At 67.1% G+C, this 23,458-nt stretch carries 28 protein-coding genes; 19 read left to right on the top strand and 9 right to left on the bottom strand.

The annotated features are described in order from the left end of the window. Positions 1–15 precede the first annotated feature (15 nt). From OPU67_RS02300 to OPU67_RS02275, 6 genes are all read left to right on the top strand, one after another. A complete protein-coding gene (locus tag OPU67_RS02300) occupies positions 16–642 on the top strand; it encodes a hypothetical protein (protein ID WP_267617244.1) in 627 nt (208 codons plus the stop codon). 23 nt (positions 643–665) lie between these two features. Next, complete coding sequence (locus tag OPU67_RS02295) at positions 666–1,100, top strand: phage holin family protein (RefSeq protein ID WP_267617242.1); 435 nt, start codon at positions 666–668, stop codon at positions 1,098–1,100. After that, complete coding sequence (locus OPU67_RS02290; protein WP_267617241.1) at positions 1,097–1,477, top strand: hypothetical protein; 381 nt, start codon at positions 1,097–1,099, stop codon at positions 1,475–1,477. The genes OPU67_RS02295 and OPU67_RS02290 overlap by 4 nt, the downstream gene beginning before the upstream one ends. After that, positions 1,474–2,043, top strand: coding sequence for a hypothetical protein (locus OPU67_RS02285; RefSeq protein WP_267617239.1), 570 nt, complete (start codon positions 1,474–1,476; stop codon positions 2,041–2,043). The genes OPU67_RS02290 and OPU67_RS02285 overlap by 4 nt, the downstream gene beginning before the upstream one ends. An 84-nt stretch (positions 2,044–2,127) precedes the next feature. Beyond that, the gene (locus tag OPU67_RS02280; RefSeq protein ID WP_267617237.1) at positions 2,128–2,358 is read left to right on the top strand and encodes a DUF4170 domain-containing protein; all 231 of its coding nucleotides are present in this window, start codon (positions 2,128–2,130) and stop codon (positions 2,356–2,358) included. A gap of 13 nt (positions 2,359–2,371) precedes the next feature. Next, positions 2,372–2,848: a GNAT family N-acetyltransferase gene (locus tag OPU67_RS02275; RefSeq protein ID WP_420708940.1), complete on the top strand. Its 477-nt coding sequence runs from the start codon at positions 2,372–2,374 to the stop codon at positions 2,846–2,848. 146 nt (positions 2,849–2,994) lie between these two features. On the opposite strand, the gene OPU67_RS02270 is transcribed toward OPU67_RS02275, so the two are convergent. From OPU67_RS02270 to carB, 3 genes are all read right to left on the bottom strand, one after another. Then, a complete protein-coding gene (locus OPU67_RS02270) occupies positions 2,995–3,282 on the bottom strand; it encodes a hypothetical protein (RefSeq protein WP_267617234.1) in 288 nt (95 codons plus the stop codon). Positions 3,283–3,305: 23 nt separating this feature from the next. After that, complete coding sequence (greA, locus tag OPU67_RS02265) at positions 3,306–3,782, bottom strand: transcription elongation factor GreA (protein WP_267617232.1); 477 nt, start codon at positions 3,780–3,782, stop codon at positions 3,306–3,308. A gap of 108 nt (positions 3,783–3,890) precedes the next feature. Continuing rightward, on the bottom strand, positions 3,891–7,217 hold the full coding sequence (carB, locus tag OPU67_RS02260) for a carbamoyl-phosphate synthase large subunit (RefSeq protein ID WP_267617230.1): 3,327 nt from the start codon (positions 7,215–7,217) through the stop codon (positions 3,891–3,893). 65 nt (positions 7,218–7,282) lie between these two features. Between carB and OPU67_RS02255 the strand changes: the two genes are divergently transcribed. Then, on the top strand, positions 7,283–7,633 hold the full coding sequence (locus OPU67_RS02255) for an endonuclease domain-containing protein (RefSeq protein WP_267617228.1): 351 nt from the start codon (positions 7,283–7,285) through the stop codon (positions 7,631–7,633). A 127-nt stretch (positions 7,634–7,760) separates the two neighbouring features. On the opposite strand, the gene carA is transcribed toward OPU67_RS02255, so the two are convergent. After that, positions 7,761–9,113 carry a glutamine-hydrolyzing carbamoyl-phosphate synthase small subunit gene (carA, locus tag OPU67_RS02250; protein WP_267617226.1) on the bottom strand — a complete coding sequence of 451 codons (1,353 nt, stop codon included), beginning with the start codon at positions 9,111–9,113 and terminating at the stop codon, positions 7,761–7,763. Positions 9,114–9,253: 140 nt separating this feature from the next. Between carA and OPU67_RS02245 the strand changes: the two genes are divergently transcribed. From OPU67_RS02245 to OPU67_RS02225, 5 genes are all read left to right on the top strand, one after another. Next, complete coding sequence (locus OPU67_RS02245) at positions 9,254–9,706, top strand: GatB/YqeY domain-containing protein (protein WP_267617225.1); 453 nt, start codon at positions 9,254–9,256, stop codon at positions 9,704–9,706. 172 nt (positions 9,707–9,878) lie between these two features. Next, a complete protein-coding gene (locus tag OPU67_RS02240; RefSeq protein ID WP_267617223.1) occupies positions 9,879–10,229 on the top strand; it encodes a GIY-YIG nuclease family protein in 351 nt (116 codons plus the stop codon). Between the two features lie 6 nt (positions 10,230–10,235). Further along, positions 10,236–12,095, top strand: coding sequence for a DNA primase (dnaG, locus tag OPU67_RS02235; protein ID WP_267617222.1), 1,860 nt, complete (start codon positions 10,236–10,238; stop codon positions 12,093–12,095). 83 nt (positions 12,096–12,178) lie between these two features. Beyond that, positions 12,179–14,209 carry an RNA polymerase sigma factor RpoD gene (gene rpoD, locus OPU67_RS02230; protein ID WP_267617219.1) on the top strand — a complete coding sequence of 677 codons (2,031 nt, stop codon included), beginning with the start codon at positions 12,179–12,181 and terminating at the stop codon, positions 14,207–14,209. A gap of 5 nt (positions 14,210–14,214) precedes the next feature. Then, entirely contained in the window at positions 14,215–14,814 is a 600-nt protein-coding gene (locus OPU67_RS02225; protein ID WP_267617217.1) for a hypothetical protein, read from the top strand. Positions 14,815–14,959: 145 nt separating this feature from the next. Here the strand turns inward: OPU67_RS02225 and OPU67_RS02220 are convergent, their stop codons facing one another. Then, on the bottom strand, positions 14,960–15,142 hold the full coding sequence (locus OPU67_RS02220) for a DUF3008 family protein (RefSeq protein WP_267617216.1): 183 nt from the start codon (positions 15,140–15,142) through the stop codon (positions 14,960–14,962). Between the two features lie 72 nt (positions 15,143–15,214). Then, on the bottom strand, positions 15,215–16,342 hold the full coding sequence (locus OPU67_RS02215) for a sterol desaturase family protein (protein WP_267617215.1): 1,128 nt from the start codon (positions 16,340–16,342) through the stop codon (positions 15,215–15,217). 126 nt (positions 16,343–16,468) lie between these two features. Here OPU67_RS02215 and rpiB point away from each other — a divergent pair, with 126 nt between their 5' ends. The 7 genes from rpiB (at position 16,469) to OPU67_RS02180 (ending at position 21,265) form a co-directional block, all read left to right on the top strand. Further along, complete coding sequence (gene rpiB, locus OPU67_RS02210) at positions 16,469–16,948, top strand: ribose 5-phosphate isomerase B (protein WP_267617434.1); 480 nt, start codon at positions 16,469–16,471, stop codon at positions 16,946–16,948. Further along, positions 16,945–18,267, top strand: a complete 1,323-nt coding sequence (gene glyA / locus OPU67_RS02205; RefSeq protein WP_267617214.1) for a serine hydroxymethyltransferase — start codon at positions 16,945–16,947, stop codon at positions 18,265–18,267. The genes rpiB and glyA overlap by 4 nt, the downstream gene beginning before the upstream one ends. A gap of 11 nt (positions 18,268–18,278) precedes the next feature. Further along, positions 18,279–18,494 (top strand): hypothetical protein, encoded by a 216-nt coding sequence (locus OPU67_RS02200; RefSeq protein ID WP_267617213.1) that lies wholly within the window; start codon positions 18,279–18,281, stop codon positions 18,492–18,494. Between the two features lie 8 nt (positions 18,495–18,502). Then, positions 18,503–18,964 carry a transcriptional regulator NrdR gene (nrdR, locus tag OPU67_RS02195; protein WP_267617211.1) on the top strand — a complete coding sequence of 154 codons (462 nt, stop codon included), beginning with the start codon at positions 18,503–18,505 and terminating at the stop codon, positions 18,962–18,964. A gap of 7 nt (positions 18,965–18,971) precedes the next feature. Next, the gene (locus OPU67_RS02190; protein ID WP_267617210.1) at positions 18,972–19,727 is read left to right on the top strand and encodes an RNA methyltransferase; all 756 of its coding nucleotides are present in this window, start codon (positions 18,972–18,974) and stop codon (positions 19,725–19,727) included. Positions 19,728–19,905: 178 nt separating this feature from the next. After that, positions 19,906–20,520, top strand: a complete 615-nt coding sequence (gene rpsD, locus OPU67_RS02185; protein WP_267617208.1) for a 30S ribosomal protein S4 — start codon at positions 19,906–19,908, stop codon at positions 20,518–20,520. 106 nt (positions 20,521–20,626) lie between these two features. After that, a complete protein-coding gene (locus OPU67_RS02180; RefSeq protein ID WP_267617206.1) occupies positions 20,627–21,265 on the top strand; it encodes an NAD(P)H-dependent oxidoreductase in 639 nt (212 codons plus the stop codon). Here the strand turns inward: OPU67_RS02180 and OPU67_RS02175 are convergent. From OPU67_RS02175 to OPU67_RS02165, 3 genes are all read right to left on the bottom strand, one after another. Further along, positions 21,255–21,557, bottom strand: coding sequence for a chorismate mutase (locus OPU67_RS02175; protein ID WP_267617205.1), 303 nt, complete (start codon positions 21,555–21,557; stop codon positions 21,255–21,257). The genes OPU67_RS02180 and OPU67_RS02175 overlap by 11 nt on opposite strands. Beyond that, entirely contained in the window at positions 21,557–22,693 is a 1,137-nt protein-coding gene (gene tgt, locus OPU67_RS02170; protein WP_267617204.1) for a tRNA guanosine(34) transglycosylase Tgt, read from the bottom strand. Before tgt ends, OPU67_RS02175 begins: the two co-directional genes overlap by 1 nt. Before the next feature lie 114 nt (positions 22,694–22,807). After that, positions 22,808–23,335, bottom strand: a complete 528-nt coding sequence (locus tag OPU67_RS02165) for an outer membrane protein (protein WP_267617202.1) — start codon at positions 23,333–23,335, stop codon at positions 22,808–22,810. Positions 23,336–23,458 lie beyond the last annotated feature (123 nt).

Below are 23,458 nucleotides of genomic sequence, written 5' to 3'. Positions count from 1 at the left end.
ACAAGGAGAATCGCAATGGCAGACACCCCGCAAACCGCCAAGAAGACCCCCGCCAAATCCACCAAGGGCGCGGCCGACAAGACCGAGGGCCCGGTCAAGGCCGCCTCGCGCAAGACAGCTGCGGTCGCCGCAGCCCCTGCGGCCGAGCCGACTGCTGCCTCTCCGCAGGTCGTCGAAGCCAAGAGCCGCTTCAATGCCGCGCTCGAGGAAGCCAAGGCCGGTGCCGCCGCGCTGCGCGCCGAGGCGGAGAACCGCCTTACCGTGGTCGGGGGCCAGGCCAAGGGCAAGGGCGACGATCTCGTTGCCGAAGCGAAGTCCTATGGCGATCAGGCACTTGGCCGCGCCGGCGAACTCGCCGTCGAGGGCAAGAAGGTGACCAGCGACGCGATCGCCTCGCTCGGCAAGGTGGTCGGCGACACTGCCGCCCAGATCGACGAGAAGCTCGGCGCGCCCTATGGCGACTACGCCCGCAAGGCCTCGCGCACGTTGCAGGAGACCTCGGCCAAGCTCGATGCCAAGAGCGTCGAGGAACTCGGCGAGGACGCCCGCGAGCTGGTCCGCAAGAGCCCGGGCGTCGCAGTCGGCGTCGCCGCGGTGTTCGGCTTCTTTCTTGCACGGATGTTCGGCGGCGGGCGGCGCTGATCGGGCGCGAGGCACCTGACACGATGCTCGATACCGAACCCGGCACGCTGCGGTCCGAGGACCCGCCCCTGACCGCGCCCGAGCCCGAAGCGACCCTCGACGATGACGGCGAGGGCAGCGGGCTCGGCGCGCTCAAGGACGACCTCAGCGCTCTGGTCGAGGACGCGCGCACCTACGCTGCGGCGGAGATCGCCTTCCAGAAGACCCGCGCGGGGCTGGCCGGCAAGACGGCCGCCCGCGCGGTCGTCTGGCTGGTGCTCGCGCTGGTGCTCCTCAACCTCGCGCTGATCGCGCTGGCGGTGGGCGCAGTGATCGCGCTCGCGCCGCTGGTGACGATCTGGGGGGCGATCGGGATCGTCGTCGGCGTGTTGCTGATCGGCGTGGCGGTGCTGGTGATGAAGGCGCTCGCCGACGGGCGCACGCTCTCGGCGATGTTCGGTGAGGGGGGCGAGGCATGACGCAGCTTCCCGCCCGCTTCGTCGAGGACCGGGTCCTTCGCGACAAGGCGCGCGCCGTGCTCGCCGAGGATATCGCGCGCCTGCGGGACAATCTGGGCGAGCAGGGCATCGCGAGCCGCGTGTCTTCGGGCGTGACCTCATCGATCTCCACCCGCATCCGCACCGGCGCGCGCGACGTGCTCGATCAGGCGAAAGGCGCTGCGGGGGACCGCAAGGGCGTGCTCGCCGTGCTCATCGGCGCGCTCCTCCTGTGGTTCGCGCGCGGCCCGATTTTCGAATGGATTGAAGAGCTTCGCGAAGGCTTCGATGAAGCCGACGCAAGCCAAGACCCCGAGGCGCCCGCCCCCGAGGCGCCTCCTCAAGGAGACCCCGCATGACCGACCTAGTCCCCATCGACAAGCGCGATGCGCTGCGTGCCCGGATCGAGGCCGCCGAGCGCCGCAATGCCGAGCGCACGCTGGCCGATCAGGCCCGCGAAGCCGCCGAGACGGCCGCCGACTACACCCGCGCGCACCCGCTCACCGTGATCGGCGGAGCCGTCGCGCTCGGCCTTGTCATCGGCCTGCTGACCCGCCCCGGACGGCGCTTCGCGAGCGAGGCTTATCACTCCGCCAGCGATGCGATTTCCGATGCCGCATCAACCGCTTCCTCCAGCGTGAAGCGCGTTACCCGGCGCCGCGGATCGCCGCTTGGCGAACGGATCGGCGAGGCGGTTATGGGCTATGTCATGGCCGCGATCGACGAGCTGCTCGAGGCCGCCCGCACGGGGCAGGAGCGCGCCGCTGATCTGGGCGAGGCTGCGGGCACGCAGGCGCGCAAGCTCTCGGCCGAAGCGTCGGGCGCCGCCGGGGCTGCCGCGGACAGCACCCGCGACATCGTGCGCAAGACCGCCGATGTGGCGGCGGGCGTGGTGCGCGATATCCGGCGCAAGACCAAGGTCTGATCCGCTCCCGAGCGGGGAAGGCTTGCCCTCGGCGCGCGAGGCGCTAGAGGAACGCGCAACCTTCCTCCCCAAGGGCTTCAATCGATGGCAGAAACCACCCCTACCCAGCGGCTCCACCTCGTCATGGGCGGCCGCGTCAAGGACCCGCGCGGGCTCGAGTTCCAGGATCCCGAGAGCATCCACGTGGTCGGCGTGTTCAGCTCCTATGACGCTGCGGTCGATGCGTGGCGCGCGCAGGCACAGCGGACGGTGGACGATGCGGAGATGAAATATGTCGTCGTCCACATCCACAAGCTGCTGACTCCGGAAGATTAAATGCGCGATGGCGGTGATCCGCCCGTACCTTCCGCAGGATGCCGGTGCGATCGCCGACCTGACGCTGGCGGCGATCCGCACGACGGCGCTGAAGGCCTATTCGCCCGAGCAGGTCGCGGCCTGGGCGGCGCGTTTTTCGCCGCAGCGTGTGTTGGACTGGGCCGCGCGGGGGGACACGATCCTCGTCGCGGTGGACGCGAACGACGCCCCGCTCGCCTACACCGTTCTGGCCGAGGGCGGTATCGTCGAGATGCTCTATTGCCACCCCGCGCATACCGGTAAGGGCCTCGCCGGAGCCCTGCTCGCCGCGCTCGAGACGCAGGCGCGGGCAACAAGGGTGCCCCGCCTCACCACCGAGGCGAGCGAATTGGCGTGGCCGGTGTTTGCCAAGGCGGGCTTTGAACGGCTCCATCGCCGCGATTTCGCCATTCGTCATCAGGGCCGCGCAGTGGCGATCCACAATTATGCCATGGCAAAATGGCTCGGCTGACTGTTTCACGTGAAACACGCATCGGGAGGGGGGGCTGAAGGGGGGCTAGAGGGGGTCTGACCCCAGGCAAAGCCAGCCCGAGCCCCGTCTGAGCGGGACCTTGCGCCCGCTTTCAGGGGTCTGCGGGCGAGACCGCTCGGCTCGGATCAGCGCAGCGCCGCCACCGCCGCTGCCACGGCCACCGCCAGCATCGCGAAGCCGGCGCGGGCGAGACGGCCCGCACGGCGGTCTTCCCAGCGGTGCTCGTCGAGCCACCACTTGCCCTGGCCATCGGTGCGGACGATATCGAGGCCCTTCAGCCGCTCGAAGGCGCGCTGGCGGCTTGGCCGGGCAGAGGTGAAGGGAATGGCGTCCGCCATGCTCACGGCGCCCGCCTCGAGGAAATGGGCAGCTACCTTGCGTTCGGCAATCGGCCTTACCGGAACCACTGCCATGATGCGCCCCCCTTACCGGTGAGTCAGATGAACTCGATCTTGTCGACGAGGTAGAACTTCTCGCCCGCAGGCACCGTCACCTCGATCTCGTCACCCACCTGCTTGCCGATCAGCGCGCGCGCCAGCGGCGAGTTGTAGCTGATCCGGCCGCGATTGGCGTCGGCCTCGGTCTGGCCGCAGATCTGGTAGCGCACCGGCTTGTCGTTCTCGTCGAGCAGGGTCACGGTCGCGCCGAAGATGATCTTGTCGCCCGACAGCGTGGTCGGATCGATGATCTGCGCGCGGCTGACCTTGTCCTCGATCTCGGCGATCTGCGCCTCGACCTGGCCCTGGCGTTCCTTGGCGGCGTGATATTCGGCGTTTTCGGACAGGTCGCCGTGAGCGCGGGCCTCCTCGATCGCCTCGACGATCCTGGGGCGTTCCTCGCGCAGGACCTTGAGGTCGGCGGTCAGCCGCTCGTAACCCTCGGCCAGCATCGGGACCTTTTCCATCGTCGCCATATGTCCTTGTCTTTCTCTCTCTGTGCCCGATGCCGCTGGGAAGAAAGGGCCTGCCGCCGTCCGATCCGCACGGCGTCAGGCACTTGTCGCTGTCGGGGGGAGTTTCAATCAATCCCCATAATAGTCCTGCAGGGAGCGGACTTCAAGCTGGTCAGGCCGGATCGCCGTGATCGCCGCGGCGGCTGCCACGCTGCCGGCGGCGGTGGTGTAGTAGGGCACCTTCCCCGCCAGCGCCGCCTGGCGGATCGATTTTGAGTCCAGCAGCGATTGCCAGCCTTCGGTGGTGTTGAAGATCAGCGCGATCTCGCCGTCGATGATCTTGTCGACGATGTGCGGCTGACCCTCGGCGACCTTGTTGACCCGTTCGACCACCAGCCCCTGTTCGGCGAGGTAGGCTTGCGTACCCCCGGTGGCGATCACGCGGAAGCCGTGTTCGATCAGGCGCCTGACCCCTGCGACGATGACCGCCTTGTCGGTGTTCTTGACCGAGACGAACACCGTGCCCCCCTGCGGCAGCATCGAGCCCGCGCCGAGTTGCGACTTGAGGAAAGCGGCCTCGAAGGTGGCGTCGATCCCCATCACCTCGCCGGTCGATTTCATTTCCGGGCTCAGCACCGGGTCGGCACCGGGGAAGCGGGCGAAGGGGAAGACCGCTTCCTTGACCGCCATGTAGGGCAGGTCGCGCTTGAAGGCGGGGAAGTTCGCCAGCGGTTCGCCCGCCATCACCCTCGCGGCGATCTTCGCGACCGGCTGGCCGATGGCCTTCGCGACGAAGGGCACGGTGCGGCTGGCGCGCGGGTTGACCTCGATGAGGTAAACGGTGGAGTCCTTCACCGCGAACTGGATGTTCATGAGGCCTTTCACACCCAGCGCGAAGGCCAGCGCCTCGGCCTGGCGTTCCATCTCGGCGATGATATCCGCGGGCAGGCTGTAGGGCGGCAGGGTGCAGGCGGAATCGCCGGAGTGGACGCCCGCCTCCTCGATATGCTGCATCACGCCCGCGATGCGGACTTCCGTGCCGTCGCACAGGGCATCGACGTCGCATTCGATGGCATCGCGCAGATACTGGTCGATCAGCACCGGGCTGTCGCCGGAGACGTTCACGGCCGTGGCGATGTAGCTGTCGAGCTGGGCTTCGCTGTCGACGATCTCCATCGCCCGGCCGCCGAGCACGTAGGAGGGGCGCAGCAGGACGGGATAGCCGATCCGCGCGGCGACCGCGGCGGCCTCGTCACGGCTGCGGGCGATGCCGTTGTCGGGCTGCTTCAGTTTCAGCTTGCTGACCAGCTTGGCGAAGCGCTCGCGATCTTCGGCGAGGTCGATCGCGTCGGGCGAGGTGCCGAGGATGGGGATCCCCGAATCCTCCAGCGCCTGCGCGAGCTTCAATGGCGTCTGCCCGCCGAACTGCACGATAACGCCGAGGAGCTCACCCTGCGACTGTTCGACCCGCAGGATCTCCAGCACGTCCTCATCGGTCAGCGGCTCGAAATAGAGGCGGTCGGAGGTGTCGTAGTCGGTCGAGACGGTCTCGGGATTGCAGTTGACCATGATCGTCTCGAAGCCCTGCTCCGCAAGCGCAAAGCAGGCGTGGACGCAGCAATAGTCGAACTCGATGCCCTGCCCGATCCGGTTGGGGCCGCCGCCGAGGATGACGATCTTCTTCCTGTCGGATGGGGCCGCTTCGCATTCGGGCGCGCCGAAGGTGGGGGCCTCGTAGGTCGAATACATGTAGGGCGTGATCGCCTCGAATTCGGCGGCGCAGCTGTCGATGCGCTTGAAGACCGGGGTGACGCCGAGCTTGTGGCGCAGCGCGCGCACTTCCGCGGCGCTGGTCGCGCCCGCCATGGCTTGGAGGGCATCGTGCAGCAGGCCCGAACGCTTCGCCTGCGTCTCGGCAAGCCCGCCCGCAACCCCCACCGAGCGCACCGCGAGGGTGGCGAGGCGCCGGTCGGAGAAGCCCATCGCCTTGAGGCGGCGCAGCGCTGCGGCATCGCGCGGCAGGCCATCTTTCTGAACCTGCCGCTCGGCGGCGATGATCCCCTCGATCTGGCGCAGGAACCACGGGTCGTAGAAGGTGACCGCGGCGATCTCCTCCACCGTCAGCCCCTCGCGGAACGCCTGCCCGACCTTCAGGAGCCTGTCGGGGGTGCGGCGGGAAAGCGAGGCGGTGATGACGTCCTTCCCGGCGCCTTCCAGTTCCAGCACGCGGTTGAACCCGTCGAGCCCGGTCTCGAGCCCGCGCAGGGCCTTCTGCACCGATTCCTGGAAATTGCGGCCGATTGCCATGACTTCGCCGACGCTCTTCATGGCGGTCGAGAGGTCCGGCTGCGCGCCCTTGAACTTCTCGAAGGCGAAGCGCGGGATCTTCGTCACCACGTAGTCGATGGTCGGCTCGAAGCTGGCCGGCGTCGCGCCGGTGATCTCGTTGGTGAGCTCGTCCAAGGTGTACCCGACGGCGAGCTTGGCGGCGACGCGGGCGATGGGGAAGCCGGTGGCCTTGGAGGCGAGCGCCGAGGAGCGCGATACGCGCGGGTTCATCTCGATGACGATCAGCCGCCCGTCCTTCGGATTGACCGCGAACTGGACATTGGAACCGCCTGTTTCGACGCCGATTTCCCTGAGCACGGCGATGCTCGCCGAGCGCATGATCTGGTATTCCTTGTCGGTCAGCGTCAGCGCCGGGGCGACCGTGATCGAATCGCCGGTGTGGACCCCCATCGGATCGACGTTCTCGATCGAGCAGATGATGATCGCGTTGTCCTTGCGGTCGCGCACAACCTCCATCTCGAACTCCTTCCATCCGAGGAGCGATTCCTCGATGAGGACTTCGGTGGTGGGCGAGGCGTCGAGGCCCTCGCGCACGATCTGGTCGAACTCGGTCTTGTTATAGGCGATCCCGCCCCCGGTGCCGCCGAGGGTGAAGCTGGGGCGGATGATCGCGGGCAGCCCCGTGCGCTCCAGCACCGCGCGCGCCTGTTCCAGCGTATTGGCCACCCCCGAGCGCGCCGATTCCAGCCCGATCGCATCCATCGCCTCGCGGAAGCGCTGGCGGTTCTCGGCCTTGTCGATGGCGTCGGCCTTCGCGCCGATCATCTCGACGCCGTATTCCTTGAGAACGCCCATTTCGTCGAGCTTCAGCGCGCAGTTCAATGCCGTCTGCCCGCCCATCGTCGGCAGCAGCGCATCGGGCCGCTCCTTGGCGATGATCTTGGCGACGATCTCGGGCGTGATCGGCTCGATATAGGTCGCGTCGGCAAAGTCCGGATCGGTCATGATCGTCGCTGGGTTGGAGTTGACGAGGATGACCCGGTAGCCCTCCTCCTTCAACGCCTTGATCGCCTGCGTGCCGGAGTAATCGAACTCGCACGCCTGGCCGATGATGATCGGGCCAGCGCCAATGACGAGGATCGAGGCAATGTCGGTTCTTTTGGGCATCAGGTGAGCTTTGCTATTGAAAGCCCCTTCCCTCGAGGGAAGGGGTTGGGGATGGGTGTGCCACGATGGCGGAGAAGAAACTGACAGGCCTCGCGCGCAACCTGCGCAACAATGCGACCGATGCGGAGCAGCGCCTGTGGCTGCACCTGCGCGCGAGCCGCTTCGAGGGCGCCAAGTTCACCCGGCAGTTTCCCATCGGCAACTTCATCGCCGACTTCGCGTGCCGGAGCCTGCGCCTCGCCATCGAACTCGACGGCGGGCAGCATTCCGGCAGTGCCGCCGACGCGAACCGCACGCGCATCATCGAGGCCCACGGTTACCGCGTGATCCGCTTCTGGAACAACGAGGTTCTCGAGAACTTGGACGGCGTTCTGACGGTAATTGCGCAAGAGATAGCCATAGCGCGAAATCGCTAGGCCCCTTCCCTTGAGGGAAGGGGTTGGGGATGGGTGCTCCACACCCGATGAGTAGCCCTGCCCCCTCACCGCCGAACCCCCATCCCCAACCCTTCCCCAAGGGGAAGGGAGTATGTTGGCTGAGCCATCACAGCCCCCCCACGAACTTCTCGAACAGATAGAAGCTGTCCTGCGGCCCCGGGCTCGCCTCGGGGTGATACTGCACCGCAAACGCCCGCTTGCCCTTGATCGCGATCCCGCAATTCGTCCCATCGAACAGCGAAACATGGGTCTGCTCCACACCTTCGGGCAAGGTCGCCGCGTCCACCGCGAAGCCGTGGTTCATCGAGGTGATCTCGACGAGGCCGGTGGTCTCCCCCCAGCCCTCGCCGACGCGCTGGACAGGGTGGTTCGCGCCGCGGTGGCCCTGGTGCATCTTGATCGTCTTCGCCCCCGCGGCGAGCGCGAGCATCTGGTGGCCGAGGCAGATGCCGAACAGCGGCACATCCGCATCGAGCAGCGCCCTGATCACCGGCACGGCATATTCGCCCGTCGCCGCCGGATCGCCCGGGCCGTTGGAGAGGAACACGCCGTCGGGCTGCAAGGCCATCACTTCGTCGAACGAGGTCTTGGCGGGCACCACCGTCACCCGCGCCCCGGCTTTCACCAGATTGCGGAAGATGTTGTCCTTGGAGCCGTAGTCGATCGCGACGACATGAGGCAAATCGCCGCCTCCGTTCGCCTCGAGCCCTTCGGCAGGCTCAGGATGAACTGCCGACATTCTGTCGTCAGTCGAGAGGCCTTCGCCTTGTGTCTCGACGTCGCTCGACACGAACGGGGATTGTTTGCCCGCCACCGACGGGGCGGGTTTTTTCGACCAGGGCGCGCGGCCGTAGCCCTTGCCGAGGGTCCAGTAGCCGCCCTCCCAGCCCTCGTGCTTGTCGCGGGTGACGCGGATCGCGAGGTCCATGCCCTCGAGCCCCGGCCACTCCTGCGCGCGCTTCAGCAGGGCGTCGAGGTCGAACTTGCCGTCCGGCGCGTGGGCGATCACCGCATTGGGCGCGCCGGAATGGCGGATGCGGCGGGTCAATGCGCGGGTGTCGATGCCCGCCAGCCCAATCTTGCCGTTCCTCGCCATCCACTCGACGAACCGCTCGGCCGAACGGAAGTTGGAGGGCTCGGTCACGTCCTCGCGCACCACGCAGCCGACCGCGCCCTCCACCTTGCTCTCGACGTCTTCACCATTGGCGCCGACATTGCCGATATGCGGGAAGGTGAAGGTGACGATCTGGGCTGCGTAGGAGGGATCGGTCATGATCTCCTGGTAGCCGGTCATCGCGGTGTTGAAGCACACCTCGCCCACGCTCGCGCCGACATGGCCGAAGCCCCTGCCCCACAGCACCGTGCCATCAGCCAGGACGAGGACTCCCGTCGCCCCCGAGGGGCGCCCACTGTTAAACGCCCCTGAAGGTTGCGCGCGAGAGGGTGCGGGGTCGGCCATGGGGCGCTCCGTTGATGGTGTTACCGGCGATGGTGCTAAGTTTTGCCCGCTAGGCCCCTCGCCCCCTGCCGTCAACCTAGGCGTGTGCCTTGAATTGCGTTAGGGGCGCGGGCCGCAACCCCATCCACAGGAATATCGAAATGATCCGTGACGACATCAAGGCCGCCACCATCGCCGCGATGAAGGCAGGCGAAAAGGACCGCACCGCCGCGCTCCGCCAGATCGCCGCCAAGATCAAGGACCGCGACATCGAGGAGCGCACCGCGTCGAAGCCCACGCCCGACGACGAGCTGGTGGTGAGCGTGCTCCAGAAGATGGCCAAGCAGCGCCGCGAATCGATCGAGATGTACGACAATGGCGGCCGCGCGGAGCTTGCGGCGGTCGAGCGCGCGGAGCTCGCGGTGATCGAGGAATTTCTGCCGCAGATGATGGACGAGGCCGCCACCCGCGCGGCGATCGAGGCTATCAAGGCGGAGACGGGTGCATCGAGCATGAAGGACATGGGCACCGTCATGGCCGAGCTGAAAGCGCGGCACGGCGCGGTGATCGACGGGAAGCTCGCGAGCGGGCTGGTGAAGGCGGCGCTTTCGTAGTTCCACCCCTTCCGGTCGTGTCGAGCGAAGTCGAGACACCTGTGCGAGGCAGCCTCTCGACTTCGCTCGAGGCGAACGGATCTCATCAAACCTCCGTTCGTGTCGAGCGTAGTCGAGACACAGTTGCGATGGCCTCTCGACTTCGCTCGAGGCGAACGGGTATGAGGCAGGGATGGCCTTCTGGTGCTACATATTGCGCTGTTCCGACGGCAAATATTACACCGGGCATACCGATGATCTCGATCGCCGGGTTGCCGAACATCAGCACGATGGTCACTGCGATTTCACGTCGAAGCGCCGTCCTGTAACGCTGCTGTGGGCGGAAGATTTCCCGACGCGATACGAAGCTCTCGATGCGGAGCTGCGCGTGAAGAAATGGTCGCGCGCCAAGAAGGAGGCTCTCGCGCGGTCCGACTGGCAGGCGCTTTCGCACTTCGCCAAGCCGCCTTCGGAACGATCCACAGGCACTCCACCGATAGGTGTCTCGACTGCGCTCGACACGAACGGGGATGGGGCGCAGTAGGACCCCATGGCCATCACCCCGCAATGGAAGGACGAGCTGCGTGCGCGGATCACGTTGTCCTCGCTTGTCCAGCGGTCGGTCAAGCTCACCCGGGCGGGGCGCGAGTGGAAGGGGTGTTGTCCGTTCCACGACGAGAAGACGCCGAGCTTCTACGTCAACGACAGCAAGCAGTTCTACCACTGCTTCGGCTGCGGGGCGCATGGCGATGCGATCAGCTGGATGGTCGACAACCAGGGCCTCGCCTTCATGGACGCCATCAAGGAGCTGGCGGGCATCGCCGGGATGGAGGTCCCCGCCCCCGATCCGGTGCAGGCGAAGAAGGCCGAGGCCCGCGCCAGCCTGATCGACGTGACCGAGGCGGCGCAGAAGTTCTACGTCGAGAGCCTCGCCGGGCCTTCCGGCGCGGCGGCGCGGGACTATCTCCAGCGGCGCGGGTTTTCCCCGCAGGTGATGCGCGAATTCGGCTTCGGCTGGGCGCCCGATGACCGGCAGGCGCTCCCCCGCGCCCTGCCCGCTTTCGGCGAGGATATGCTCGAGGGCGCCGGGATGCGCGCGAGCAACGAGGCTGGCGAGCGCTACGACCGCTTCCGGGGGCGTGTCATGCTCCCGATCCAGGACCAGCGCGGGCGGGTGATCGCCTTCGGGGGGCGGATCCTCGGGCAACGCGACGGGGTGGCGAAATACCTCAACTCCCCCGACACCGAGCTCTTCGACAAGGGGCGCACCCTCTACAATCTCCACCGCGCCGCGCCCGCCGCGCGCCAGTCGGGGCGGGTGGTGGTGGTCGAGGGCTACATGGACGTGATCGCGCTCGCCAACGCGGGGATCGCCGACGTGGTCGCGCCCTTGGGGACGGCGCTGACCGAAATGCAGCTCGAGATGCTGTGGCGCATGGTCGAGGTGCCGGTCTTGTGCTTCGACGGCGATGCGGCGGGCCAGCGCGCGGCGATGCGGGCCATCACCCGCGCCCTGCCGCTGCTTGGCCCGATGCGATCGCTCGCCATCGTGCGGCTGCCGGCGGGGCTCGATCCCGACGACCTCGTCAAGGCGCAAGGGGCCAGGGCGATGGAGGACCTCCTCGCCCGGCCCGCCAGCCTCATCGACGCGCTGTGGGAGTTCGAGCGCGACGCGCAGCCGCTCGCCACCCCCGAGGCCAAGGCCGGGCTGAAGGCGCGGCTCATGGCCCATGTCGAGACCATCGCCGATCCCGAAGTGAAGAGCCTCTACCGCCGCGAGCTTTCGGACCGCTTCTCGGCCTTCGCCTACCCGCCCCGTCCGCCCCGTCCGTCCGCCCCCGCGCGGCGCGGGCCGTGGAAGGGCGCCGCGATGCCCCCGCCCGGCCTCTCGGACGAGGCGCGCGGGCGGCTTGCGGCGATCATGGCAGGGGCGCAGCGACAGGGGCTGCTCGCGGCGGTGCTGGGGGGGCTTGCACGCTATCCGGGGCAGATCGCGCGCCATGCCGAGGCGCTCTCCGCCCTCGCCCGGCATGATCGCGGCGCCGCCCCCTTCATCGAATCCCTCTTCGAACTTGCGGAAACGCTTGATTCGCGCGACGCAACCGCCATATGCACAGCCACGCAAGGCCAACCCGTCCCGTCGGCAGATACCCGCTACGCCTTTCTCGATGAAGGCACCGATCCCGACGCTGCGTGCGAGGAGCTGGCCGAAGCTGTGTCGCTGCTGGTCGAAAGGCCGGCGCTTGAGGCTGCGCTTGCGGCCACGATCGCCCGTTTCGACAGCGATCCGGAAGGATCGTTTGCCGAGCAGACCCGCCTGCGCACGCAGCTCATGGCAGTCGAGGAACGGTTGAAGGCCTTCGGGCGCCGCAAGGCGGCACCCGTCGCCGGGACGAAGGATACCGCCTGACGCGGCGGACATGGGATTAACGGGTGACCCGCGGGCAGTGCGCAAGCGGCGGGCGACCCCTGACGACGGATTGAAACGCATTTATGGCCGAAAAAGAAGATGCCCCGCTGATCGATCTCAACGAGGCTTCGATCAAGAAGCTGATCAGCAAGGCGAAGAAGCGCGGCTATGTCACCTATGACGAGCTGAACGAGGCGCTGCCCTCGGGCGAGATGAGCCCCGACCAGATCGAGGACATCCAGACCGCGCTTTCCGAAATGGGCGTGCAGATCGTCGAGACCGACGAGGACGCCGAGGCCGAAGCCGAGGATCGCGAGGACGGCGAGACCGAGGATGTCGTCGCCGATGACGACGACGATGATGACGATGGCGACCGCAAGGCCCCCAAGGATGCCCGCGCCGCCAACAAGAAGCTCGCCACGGGCGAGCGCACCGACGATCCGGTGCGGATGTATCTGCGCGAGATGGGCGCGGTCGAGCTCCTCAGCCGCGAGGGCGAGATCGCCATCGCCAAACGCATTGAAGCGGGCCGCGACATGATGATCATGGGGCTTTGTGAAAGCCCGATCACCTTCCACGCGATCATCCAGTGGTCGGAAGCCCTCAACAACGGCGATATGCAGCTGCGCGAGATTCTCGATCTCGACGCGATGCTCTCCAAGGAGCCGCCGGCCGAGAAGATGGCCGAGGGCGCCGAGGATGACGACGACGACGAGATCTCCGAAGCCACCGCCGGCCCGACGATCCGCGAGGACGACGAGGTCGAGGACGAGCCGGAGGCGGATGCCGACGAGGACGAGGACGGCGAGGGCCGCCCCAAGCGCGAGGAGGAAGAGGAGGAAGACAACACCCTCTCCCTCGCCCAGATGGAAGCCGCCCTGAAGCCCGAGGCGCTGGAACGCTTCGCGCGCATCACCACGCTGTTCAACGCCTTTGAAAAGCTTCAGGCCGAGCGCGTCGACACGCTCGCGGCGGGCAATGCCTTCCCGGCGGCCAAGGAAGCCAAGTACGAGCAGCTGCGCGAGGATCTCACCGCCGAGGTCGAAAGCGTGCAGTTCCACGCAACCAAGATCGAATTCCTAGTCGACAACCTCTATGCCTTCAACCGCCGGCTGACCACGCTGGGCGGGCAGATGCTGCGTCTGGCCGAGCGTCACAAGGTCAAGCGCGTCGACTTCCTCAATGCCTACATGGGCAACGAGATGGACGATGCCTGGATTCGCGAGCGCGCGGCCAAGGACAAGAAGTGGGCCGCCTTCCTCGAGCGCGAGGAAGACGCGATCGAGCGCATCCGCAGCGAAATCGCCGACATCGCCGCGCAGACCGGCATGAGCCTCGCCGAGTTCCGGCGCATCGTCAACATGGTCCAGAAGGGCGAGCGCGAGGCGCGCATCGCCAAGAAGGAGATGGTCGAGGCGAACCTGCGCCTGGTCATCAGCATCGCCAAGAAATACACCAACCGCGGCCTACAATTCCTTGATCTTATTCAGGAAGGCAATATCGGGTTGATGAAGGCGGTCGATAAGTTCGAATACCGCCGCGGCTACAAGTTCAGCACCTACGCGACGTGGTGGATCCGGCAGGCGATCACCCGCAGCATTGCCGATCAGGCGCGCACCATCCGCATTCCGGTGCACATGATCGAGACGATCAACAAGCTGGTGCGCACGAGCCGCCAGTTCCTCCACGAGGAAGGCCGCGAGCCGACCCCTGAGGAAATGGCCGCCCGCCTCTCCATGCCCCTGGAGAAGGTGCGCAAGGTGATGAAGATCGCCAAGGAGCCGATCTCCCTCGAAACCCCCATCGGGGACGAGGAAGACAGCCACCTCGGCGATTTCATCGAGGACAAGAACGCGATCATCCCCGTGGATGCCGCGATCCAGGCGAACCTCAAGGAAACCGTCACCCGCGTGCTGGCGTCGCTCACCCCGCGCGAGGAGCGCGTGCTGCGGATGCGCTTCGGCATCGGGATGAACACCGATCACACGCTCGAAGAAGTCGGCCAGCAGTTCTCGGTGACCCGCGAACGTATCCGGCAGATCGAAGCGAAGGCGCTCAGGAAGCTCAAGCACCCGAGCCGCAGCCGCAAGATGCGCTCGTTCCTCGATCAGTGACAGGCGTGCCGAACGTCGCCCGTGCCGCCACCGCCTTTGCCGCGGCGCTCCTGTCGGCTGTGCCGGCGGCGGCGCTTGGGCGGGCTGAATCCTATGTCCCGCCCGCCGACGAACTGGCCGAGGCCAGCATCATCATCGATGCGATGTTCCCGCCCGACAAGCGAGAGCAAATCCTTCTCGATCTTGCGGGCGCGGTGGCAAGCCAGGCAGCCGCTGGCGTGATGACCGGCCAGCTCTTCGAGGAGCCCGGGATCAAGGCGATTGTGGACGCCTATTTGGCAGACCTGCCGACCAACTTCCGGCCGCTGTTCGCCAAGCACATGCCCCGGATCTTCGAGGCAACCGCGGTTGCCTACACCCGCGAATTCACGCTTGAGGAACTGCGTGATATCAGCGCCTTCGCACGCACGCCCAGCGGGCAGCGCTACTTCATCAGCCTGCAGAAGTTCCAGAGCGACCCGGTCGTCGCGGCGGCAAATCAGGCGATGTTTGCCGATCTGGCGCCGATCCAGCAGGCGGCGAGCGCCCGTTTGCGCCAGCAGGTCGAGGATTACCTGATCGCCAACCCGCAGGTGCTCGAACGATTGCAGAAGTCCGGGTCCTGATCGCCCCGCAGTGGGCGACTGCCGCGCGAACATTCGGCCCGCTGCCGCTGATGCCTGCAATCATGGTCGCCTTGCCCGTTGATGAACTCGGCTTCCGACTGTCCGAACCATGCCGGGCTGGGCGTCGACCGAGGCTCTGGGCGGATCAGTCCTTTTTCTCCGGAAGGCCCTCACGCTTGGTGGCGGCGAGCTCCTCCAGCTCCTCCTCGCTCATCGATTTCTCCATGCTCTTCGAGGCGCCTTTCAGGTCCTTCTTCGGCGTCTCGCCGCGCTTGGCGGAGAGAGCGGCTCCGGCGGCCTTCTGCTGGGCTTTCGACTTGGCTGGCATGGCGGGTTCTCCTTTGGGCTGGAAAGGTGCCGCCACTCTAGGCGCGCGCCGCCGGGCCGCCCCTAAACCAGGTCAGCGCCGCCTGAAAGGCCACACCAGCTGCGCCGCCCAGCCCTCGGGCGCGCGCTCGCCGGCGATGCCGTAGCCGGCGGGCCAGCGGCTTTCCGGCATATGATGCGTGCCGAACCAGCGGTCGATCATCGGCAGGTGCACGGCGAAGTTGACGTCCCGCGCTTCGGCTTCGATGGCGTGGTGCCAGTGGTGGAAGCGGGGCATGGCGATCCACCTCTCCGGCCAGGCCGCACGCGGCGCGAAGTTCGCGTGGATGAAGACGGCGTGAAAGCTGACGAGCGCGAGATAGGCGTAGACCGCGCTTTGTTCGAAGCCCGCCACCAGCAGCGCCAGCAGCACCAGCCCGCGCGTGACGATCACATCGACAAGGTGCAGGCGCGATCCCGCGATCCAGTCCATCGTTTCCACCGAGTGGTGCACCTTGTGGAAGCGCCACAGCACTGGCACGCGGTGGAAGGCGCGGTGGACGCCGTATTGCGCGAGGTCCGCGACCAGCACCGCGAGGGCGAACTGCACGAGCCAAGGCAGGCTCTGCACCGCGCCCTGCAAGGCGGGCACCGCCAGCGCCTCGCCGAGCATCACCGCCGGGGCGAGCACCGCGACGCTCATCACCTGCGCCAGCGCGTGGCTGGCGAAGAAATATTGCGTGTCGGTCAGCCAGCCCCTGCGGAACGTGCCCTGCCCCTTGCGCTGCGCAAAGGCGCGTTCGAGCGGCACGAACACGGCCGCGGTCGTCAGTGTCCCGAGCACGAACCAGTCGAGCCCGAGGTAGATGGTGCTCGCTTCCCCACGCGGGATATCCACCCCGCCCGCGCCGAGCGCCAGCGCCGCGCCCGCCAGCGCAAGGCCCGCAAGCCCGAGCGCCTTCCTGCGCCGCAGCAGCATCGACAGTCCTGCCAGCGCCATCGCCGCGAGCAGGGCGAGGTCGATCGCAAGCCGCACCAGACCCAGCGGATAGCGCGCGCGCAGCTCGGGCAAGGTGAGGTACTGCGGGAAATGCAGGCACAACACCGCCATCAGCGCCAGCAGCGCGAGGGCGATCCCCAGCACCCCGCTCAGCCAGCCCGTGCCGACATGGCGCGGGCGATCGTCCGCGAAGACGCGGGCGAGCCATCGCTCGGCGCTCATCCGGGGCGCAGGGGCATCCATGCCGCCGCCATAGCACGCGCGCCGTCCCGAAGTGGTTAAGCCCCTCGCCCAAAAAAGGCTGCGGGCGGGGTGGAGAATTCTCCCGCCAGCGACTATGGCAGCCCCATGCGCATCGCCATCGCCTCAGACCATGCCGCCGTGGAGCTCAAGGCGGACCTTGCCGAGTGGCTCATCGAGGAGGGTCACGAGGTCGCCGACCTCGGCCCCGAGCCGGGGCAGAGCGTCGATTACCCCGATTACGGCTACCGCCTCGCCGAGATCATCGCCGAAGGGACGGCCGAATACGGCATCGCCCTGTGCGGATCGGGGATCGGCATTTCGATCAGCGTCAACCGCCATCCCGATGTGCGCTGCGCGCTCGTCTCCGAGCCGCTGTCCGCCGCCCTCGCTCGCGAGCACAACGATGCCAATTGCATCGCATTGGGCGCGCGTCTCGTAGGGATCGAAATGGCGAAATCCTGCGTTGCCACCTTTCTCGACACAGAATTCGCCGATGCCGGCGATCCGTCCGGGCGCCACCAGCGCCGGGTCGGCAAGCTTGGCAAGCCGCCCTTCCTTCCCGATCACATCGAGACCCATCAATGAGCACAGCCCCCCTCGATTTCGCCGCCCGTGCCGACAATTCCCTCGACCGGTTCTGGCATGACGACCTTGCGGCTGCCGATCCCGAGATCGCGGCGGCCATCGGCAAGGAACTCGCCCGGCAGCGCGACAAGATCGAGCTGATCGCGAGCGAGAACATCGCTTCGCGCGCGGTGCTCGAGGCGGCGGGCAGCGTCTTCACCAACAAGTATGCCGAAGGCTATCCGGGCAAGCGCTACTACGGCGGCTGCGACTATGCCGACGTGGTCGAGACGCTGGCGATCGAGCGCGCCAAGGAGCTGTTCGGCTGCAATTTCGCCAACGTCCAGCCCAACTCGGGCTCGCAGATGAACCAGGCGGTGTTCCTCGCGCTGCTCAATCCGGGCGACACCTTCATGGGGCTCGACCTCAATTCGGGCGGACATCTCACCCACGGCTCGCCGGTGAACATGAGCGGCAAGTGGTTCAACGTCGTCTCCTACGGCGTCACCCGCGAGACCGAGACCATCGACATGGAGGAGGTCGCCAGCAAGGCCCGGGAGCACAAGCCCAAGATCATCATCTGCGGCGGCACCGCCTATTCGCGGACCTGGGACTTCCCGGCCTTCCGCGCGATCGCCGACGAGGTGGGCGCGGTGCTGCTATGCGACATGAGCCACATCTCCGGCCTCGTCGCAGGGGGAGCGCATCCCTCGCCCTTCCCGCATTGCGACATCGTCACCTCGACCACCCACAAGAGCCTGCGCGGGCCACGCTCGGGCATCATCCTGTGGAACGACGACAAGTTCACCAAGCCCCTCAACATGGCGGTCTTCCCCGGCCTTCAGGGCGGTCCGCTGATGCATATCGTTGCGGCCAAGGCGGTCGCCTTCCGCGAGGCGCTGCGGCCCGAATTCAAGACCTATGCCCACCGCATCGTCGAAAATGCCCGTGCGCTCGCCGCCAGCCTTGAGGAGAACGGCCTGAGGATCGTCTCGGGCGGCACGGACAATCACTCGATGCTGGTCGACCTGACGGCCAAGAACGTCACCGGCAAGGACGCGGAGAAGGGCCTCGACCGCGCCTTCCTCACCTGCAACAAGAACGGCATCCCCTACGACACCCGCTCGCCCTTCGTGACCAGCGGCATCCGCTTGGGCACGCCCGCCGGCACCACCCGCGGCTTCGGGCCCGAGGAGTTCAGGACCGTCGGCAAGCTCATCGCCGAAGTGGTTGAAGGCCTTGCCAAGAACGGACCCGAGGGCGATGCGCAGATCGAGGAGTCGGTGCGCCAGCGGGTCGGTGCGCTGTGCGCCGATTTCCCCGTCTACCCCGGTATGTGAGGACCCCTGCCATGAACGAACCCAACGGCACCCAGGACTGGGTGGAAGATGTGAAGGCCGAAGTTTCCGGGATGGCGAAGGAGGGAATGAACCACCCCTCGACCAAGCCGGTGCTGACCGGCGCCGCGGTGGGCGCGCTGGCCGGGGCCGTGCTCCCGGTGGTCTCGTGGCCGCTCGGCCTGCTGGCGGGCGCGGGCTATATGCTCTACACGAGGATCAAGAAGTAAGCTTCTGAATGCGCTGCCCCTTCTGCGCCCATGACGATACTCAGGTAAAGGACAGCCGCCCGACCGAGGACAATGCCTCGATCCGGCGGCGTCGCCAGTGCTCGTCCTGCGGGGCGCGCTTCACCACCTTCGAGCGGGTGCAGCTGCGCGAGGTCGTGGTGGTCAAATCCGGTGAACGCCGGGAGCCGTTCGAGCGCGCCAAGCTCGAACAGTCGATCGCCCTCGCCTCGAGGAAGCGCGGGATCGATCAGGAGCGCCTGGACCAGCTCATCAGCGGTATCCAGCGCCAGGTCGAAACCTCGGGCGAGGCCGAGGTCCCTTCCGCCAGAATCGGGGAGCTGGTGATGGAGGGGCTGCGGCAGATCGACTCGGTCGCCTATATCCGCTTCGCATCCGTGTACCGCGATTTTTCCGAGGCGCGCGACTTCGAGGAATTTGCCCACACCGTGCAGCAAGCCGCCAAGGATTGAGGACATAATGGCCGACCTCAACAAGCCGGTGATCGTCCTCGTGCGCCCGCAATTGGGCGAGAACATCGGCAAGGCGGCGCGCGCGATGCTCAACTTCGGGCTCACCGAGATGCGTCTCGTCGCCCCCCGCGACGGGTGGCCCAATCCCTCGGCGGGGCCTGCGGCGGCGGGGGCGGACATCGTGCTCGAACAGGCGAAGATTTACGCTACCACCGCCGAAGCCGTCGCCGACTGTGCGCACGTCCATGCCACCACGGTGAGAAAGCGCGGCGTCACCAAGCCGGTGATCGGCGCCGACGAGGCGGGGCGGCAGGTCCATACCCTCGCCGGGCGCCACGCGATCATCTTCGGGCCGGAGCGCTCGGGGCTGGAGACCGAGGACGTGGCGCTCGCGCGCAATATCCTCACAATCCCGATCAACCCCGAATTCGGCTCGCTGAACCTTGCGCAGGCGGTGATCCTCGTCGCCTATGAATGGTCGCGAATCGGGCGCGAGATCGCCGACGCGGGCGAGGTGCTGGTGCAGCCGACGCTCGAGGACACCCTTCCCCCTGCCCCGCAGGAAGAGCTCGAGGCGATGATCGCGCACTTCGAGAAACTGCTGACCCCGCGCGGCTATTTCCGTCCCGCCACGCGTGCGGAAGCAACCCGCCGCACGCTGCGCGGTCTGCTGACCAAGCCGGGCTGGAACCATCTCGAGGTGCGCACCCTGCGCGGGGTTCTGAGCTATCTCGAACGCGACCGGGACGATCCGCGCAACTGAGCCTGCCGCAAGCGGCTTGACGCTTGACCTCACCGGCGTTCCTGCTATGCGCGCGCCTTCGCAATTGGCCCTGCACCCCGGTGAAGCAGTGGCCGCATCCGGCAATCGCTGGATGGTGCGGTGCCGGGTTCAAGGCCTCCCGCAGTGGGCGGCCCAGCAAATTTGAAGGAAACGACTTATGTCGAAGCGCAAGAGCGCCAAGCACAAGCTTGACCGCCGCATGGGCGAGAACATCTGGGGCCGCCCGAATTCCCCGGTGAACAAGCGCTCCTACGGTCCCGGCCAGCACGGCCAGCGCCGCAAGGGCAAGATGAGCGACTATGGCCTGCAGCTGCGCGCCAAGCAGAAGCTCAAGGGCTACTACGGCGACGTCACCGAAAAGCAGTTCAAGCGCAGCTACCTCGAAGCCTCGCGCATGAAGGGCGACACCAGCCAGAACCTGATCGGCCTGCTCGAGCAGCGTCTCGACATGGTGGTCTACCGCGCCAAGTTCGCCCCGACGATCTTCGCCGCGCGCCAGATCGTCAGCCACGGCCACATCTACGTCAACGGCCAGAAGTGCAACATCGCCTCGCGCCGCGTGAACGTGGGCGACGTCGTCAGCCTGGGTGCCAAGGCCAAGGAAATGGCGCTGGTGATCGAGGCGCAGAGCCTCGCCGAGCGTGACATTCCCGATTACGTCCAGCCCGACGGCAACGACAAGATCACCTTCACCCGCGTGCCGAAGCTCGACGAGGTGCCCTACCCCGTCACGATGGAACCGAACCTGGTGGTCGAGTTCTACTCGCGCTGATCCGGCCTTCCGGCAATATGCGAAGCAAGAGGGCGGCCTTTTGGGGCCGCCCTTTTCTTTTGCGCGGCGGTTTGCAAATCTCCCGGCCTGACAAGGAGGTGCAGGGATGAAGGTGCTGCTGATCGATGGCCATCCGGACGCTGGCCGCCTGACCACCCACCTTCTCGACACCTACGCCGCCGCCCTGCCCGCTTCCGCCGAGGTCACCCGGGTTGCGGTGCGCGACCTCGCCTTCACGCCCGTGCTCGCGCACGGCTATCGCCAGCGCACCGAATGGGAGCCCGATCTCCACCGCCTTGCCGAGAGGCTCGACGCCTGCGATCACCTCGCGGTCGCCTTCCCGATGTGGCGGGGAGCCGAACCGGCGCCGCTGAAGGGGTTGATCGATCGGCTGTTCCTGCCCGGCTTCGCTTTCGCCTATCACAAGGACGATCCGTGGTGGGACAGGCTGATGGAAGGCCGCTCGGCCGACCTGATTGCGACGATGGACACCCCGCCCTTCATCCTGTGGCTCTGGTACGGTAACGCCTTGCTGCGGCGCTGGAAGGGTCAAGTGCTTGGCTTCTGCGGCTTCGCGCCCGTGCGCACGCTGAAGCTTGGCCCGGTCGGCGAGAGGACCCCGCCACGCAACCTCGCAAGATGGGAGGCGCGGGTGGCGCGGCTCGCGCGGACGGTCCGTCAGAAGGTGCCGCACAAGAAACAGCCGCGCCTCGCCGCCTTCCTGCGCAAGGAGGTTACGCCCTGATCCGGTCCCACTCGCCGAATTCGTAGGCGATCGAGCCTTCGACGAGCCGCTCCCAGATGTCGGCGATCACGTCCGCCGGGATCGCGTGCGCCTCGGCCTCGGCGACCGCGGCGGCGATCACGCTGGCCTTGCGCGCCTCGTCGCGCACAGCATCGCGCGCGGGCTTGATGCGGGCGGCGGCGCGCATATAGCCGAACCGCTTCGCCAGCAGCGCCACCAGCTCGCGGTCGAGCGCGTCGACGCCGGCGCGCACCTCGACCATGGTCTCGCAGTCTTCGGGGGCTTTGGGCATCAAGCGGAACTTCCAAGGTAATCGCGCCGGAACGCGGCGGCAAAATCGGCAAAGCGCCCGCCCGCAATGGCATCGCGCATGCCGCCCATCAAGGCCTGATAGAAGCTGAGGTTGTGCTCGGTCACCAGCATCGCCCCGAGCATCTCGCCCGACTTGACGAGATGGTGGATATAGGCGCGGGAATAGGTGGTGCAGACCGGACACTGGCAACGCGGATCGAGCGGCCCGGTGTCCTCGGCATGGCGCGCGTTCCTGAGATTGAGCGGCCCGTTCCACGTGAACGCCTGCCCGTTGCGGCCCGAGCGGGTCGGCAGCACGCAGTCGAACATATCGATGCCGCGTTCCACGGCACCGACAAGATCGTCGGGCTTGCCGACCCCCATCAGATAACGGGGCCGGTCGGCGGGGAGCATGGCGGGGGCATAGTCGAGCACCCCGAACATCGCCTCCTGTCCCTCGCCCACGGCAAGGCCGCCGACCGCATAGCCATCGAAGCCGATCGCGGTGAGCTTCTCGGCGCTGATCTGCCTCAGGTCCTCGTGAAGCGCGCCCTGCTGGATGCCGAACAGCGCGGCGCGGCCGGCGTGTTCCTCGCCGCTGTCGAACCCGGCGCGGCTCCTCGCCGCCCAGCGCATCGAGAGTTCCATGCTGGCGGCGATCTCGTCCCTCGGGCGGTCGGCGCGGGGGCATTCGTCGAAGGCCATGACGATGTCGCTGCCGAGCAGGCGCTGGATTTCCATGCTGCGCTCGGGCGTGAGCATATGCTTCGAGCCGTCGAGGTGGCTTCGGAATTCGACGCCCTGCTCGGTCAGCTTCCGGAGCTCGGACAGGCTCATCACCTGATAGCCGCCGCTGTCGGTGAGGATCGGGCGCTGCCAGTTCATGAAGCGATGCAGGCCGCCCAGGCGCGCGACGCGCTCGGCGCCGGGGCGCAGCATCAGGTGGTAGGTGTTGCCGAGGATGATATCGGCGCCGGTGGCGCGCACGGCCTCGGGCTTCATCGCTTTGACCGTAGCGGCGGTGCCGACCGGCATGAAGGCGGGCGTGCGGATGTCCCCGCGCTGCATGGCGATGGTGCCGGTGCGGGCCTTGCCGTCGGTCGCGTGGAGGGTGAACTGGAAACGGGGTGCGGTCATGGCGCCTCGCCCGCTAGCGGCGCGCGCGGGCGATGTCACGCCCGGCAAAGGAAAGGCCGGAGCAGCGCGGGGGGCTGCTCCGGCCTCGATCATGCCGTTGGAATGCCGGCCGGCTCAGAAGCCGAACAGCACGCCGACGGTGGCACGGGTCGAATCGAAGGCGATCGTGTCGACGCCGGCACGGAAGCGAACCGGCGCATCCCCGAGGCCGAATTCGACGCCGGCACCGACGAGGTAGTCACCATCGGTGCGGTCGAAGCCCGCCGGCGGGTTCACGCCGATGAGGTTGCGGACGTCGAACTTGACCTCCTGGTAGCCGCCGCGGACGTAGACCTTGCCACGCTCGCCGACGCGCACGCCCGCGCGGGCCGCGACGCCGTATTCCTGGTCGATCGCGCCGTCGCCGAGGTTGAAGTTGCCTTCCGCGCCGACGAAGAACCGCTCGCCCACCGGGACGTCGACGCCGGCGACGACACCGTAGATGCCGCCGTCGTCATCGGGCAGGCCGACACCGAGATCGTGGATACCGATCGTCGCGCCGACATAGGGTTCGGCGGTGCGGGTGGTCGACTGGGCCTGCGCAGCAGCAGGCAGGGCGGCGGCAGCGGCCACCGCAAGCGTGGTGAAGACGATCTTCTTCATTTTTCATGTCCTTTTCGATCCGTCGCTAGGGGTGCGACGACGGATCGGACCTAGGAAGGGCCGCTTTGCCCGGCAATGAACGAACCTATCGCTTGTCGTTCATGTCCGATTGGGGGTGATTCA

The organism is Erythrobacter sp. WG, from assembly GCF_026586795.1.
Lineage (GTDB): Bacteria > Pseudomonadota > Alphaproteobacteria > Sphingomonadales > Sphingomonadaceae > Erythrobacter.
This window is presented reverse-complemented; position numbering and strand designations above follow the sequence as displayed.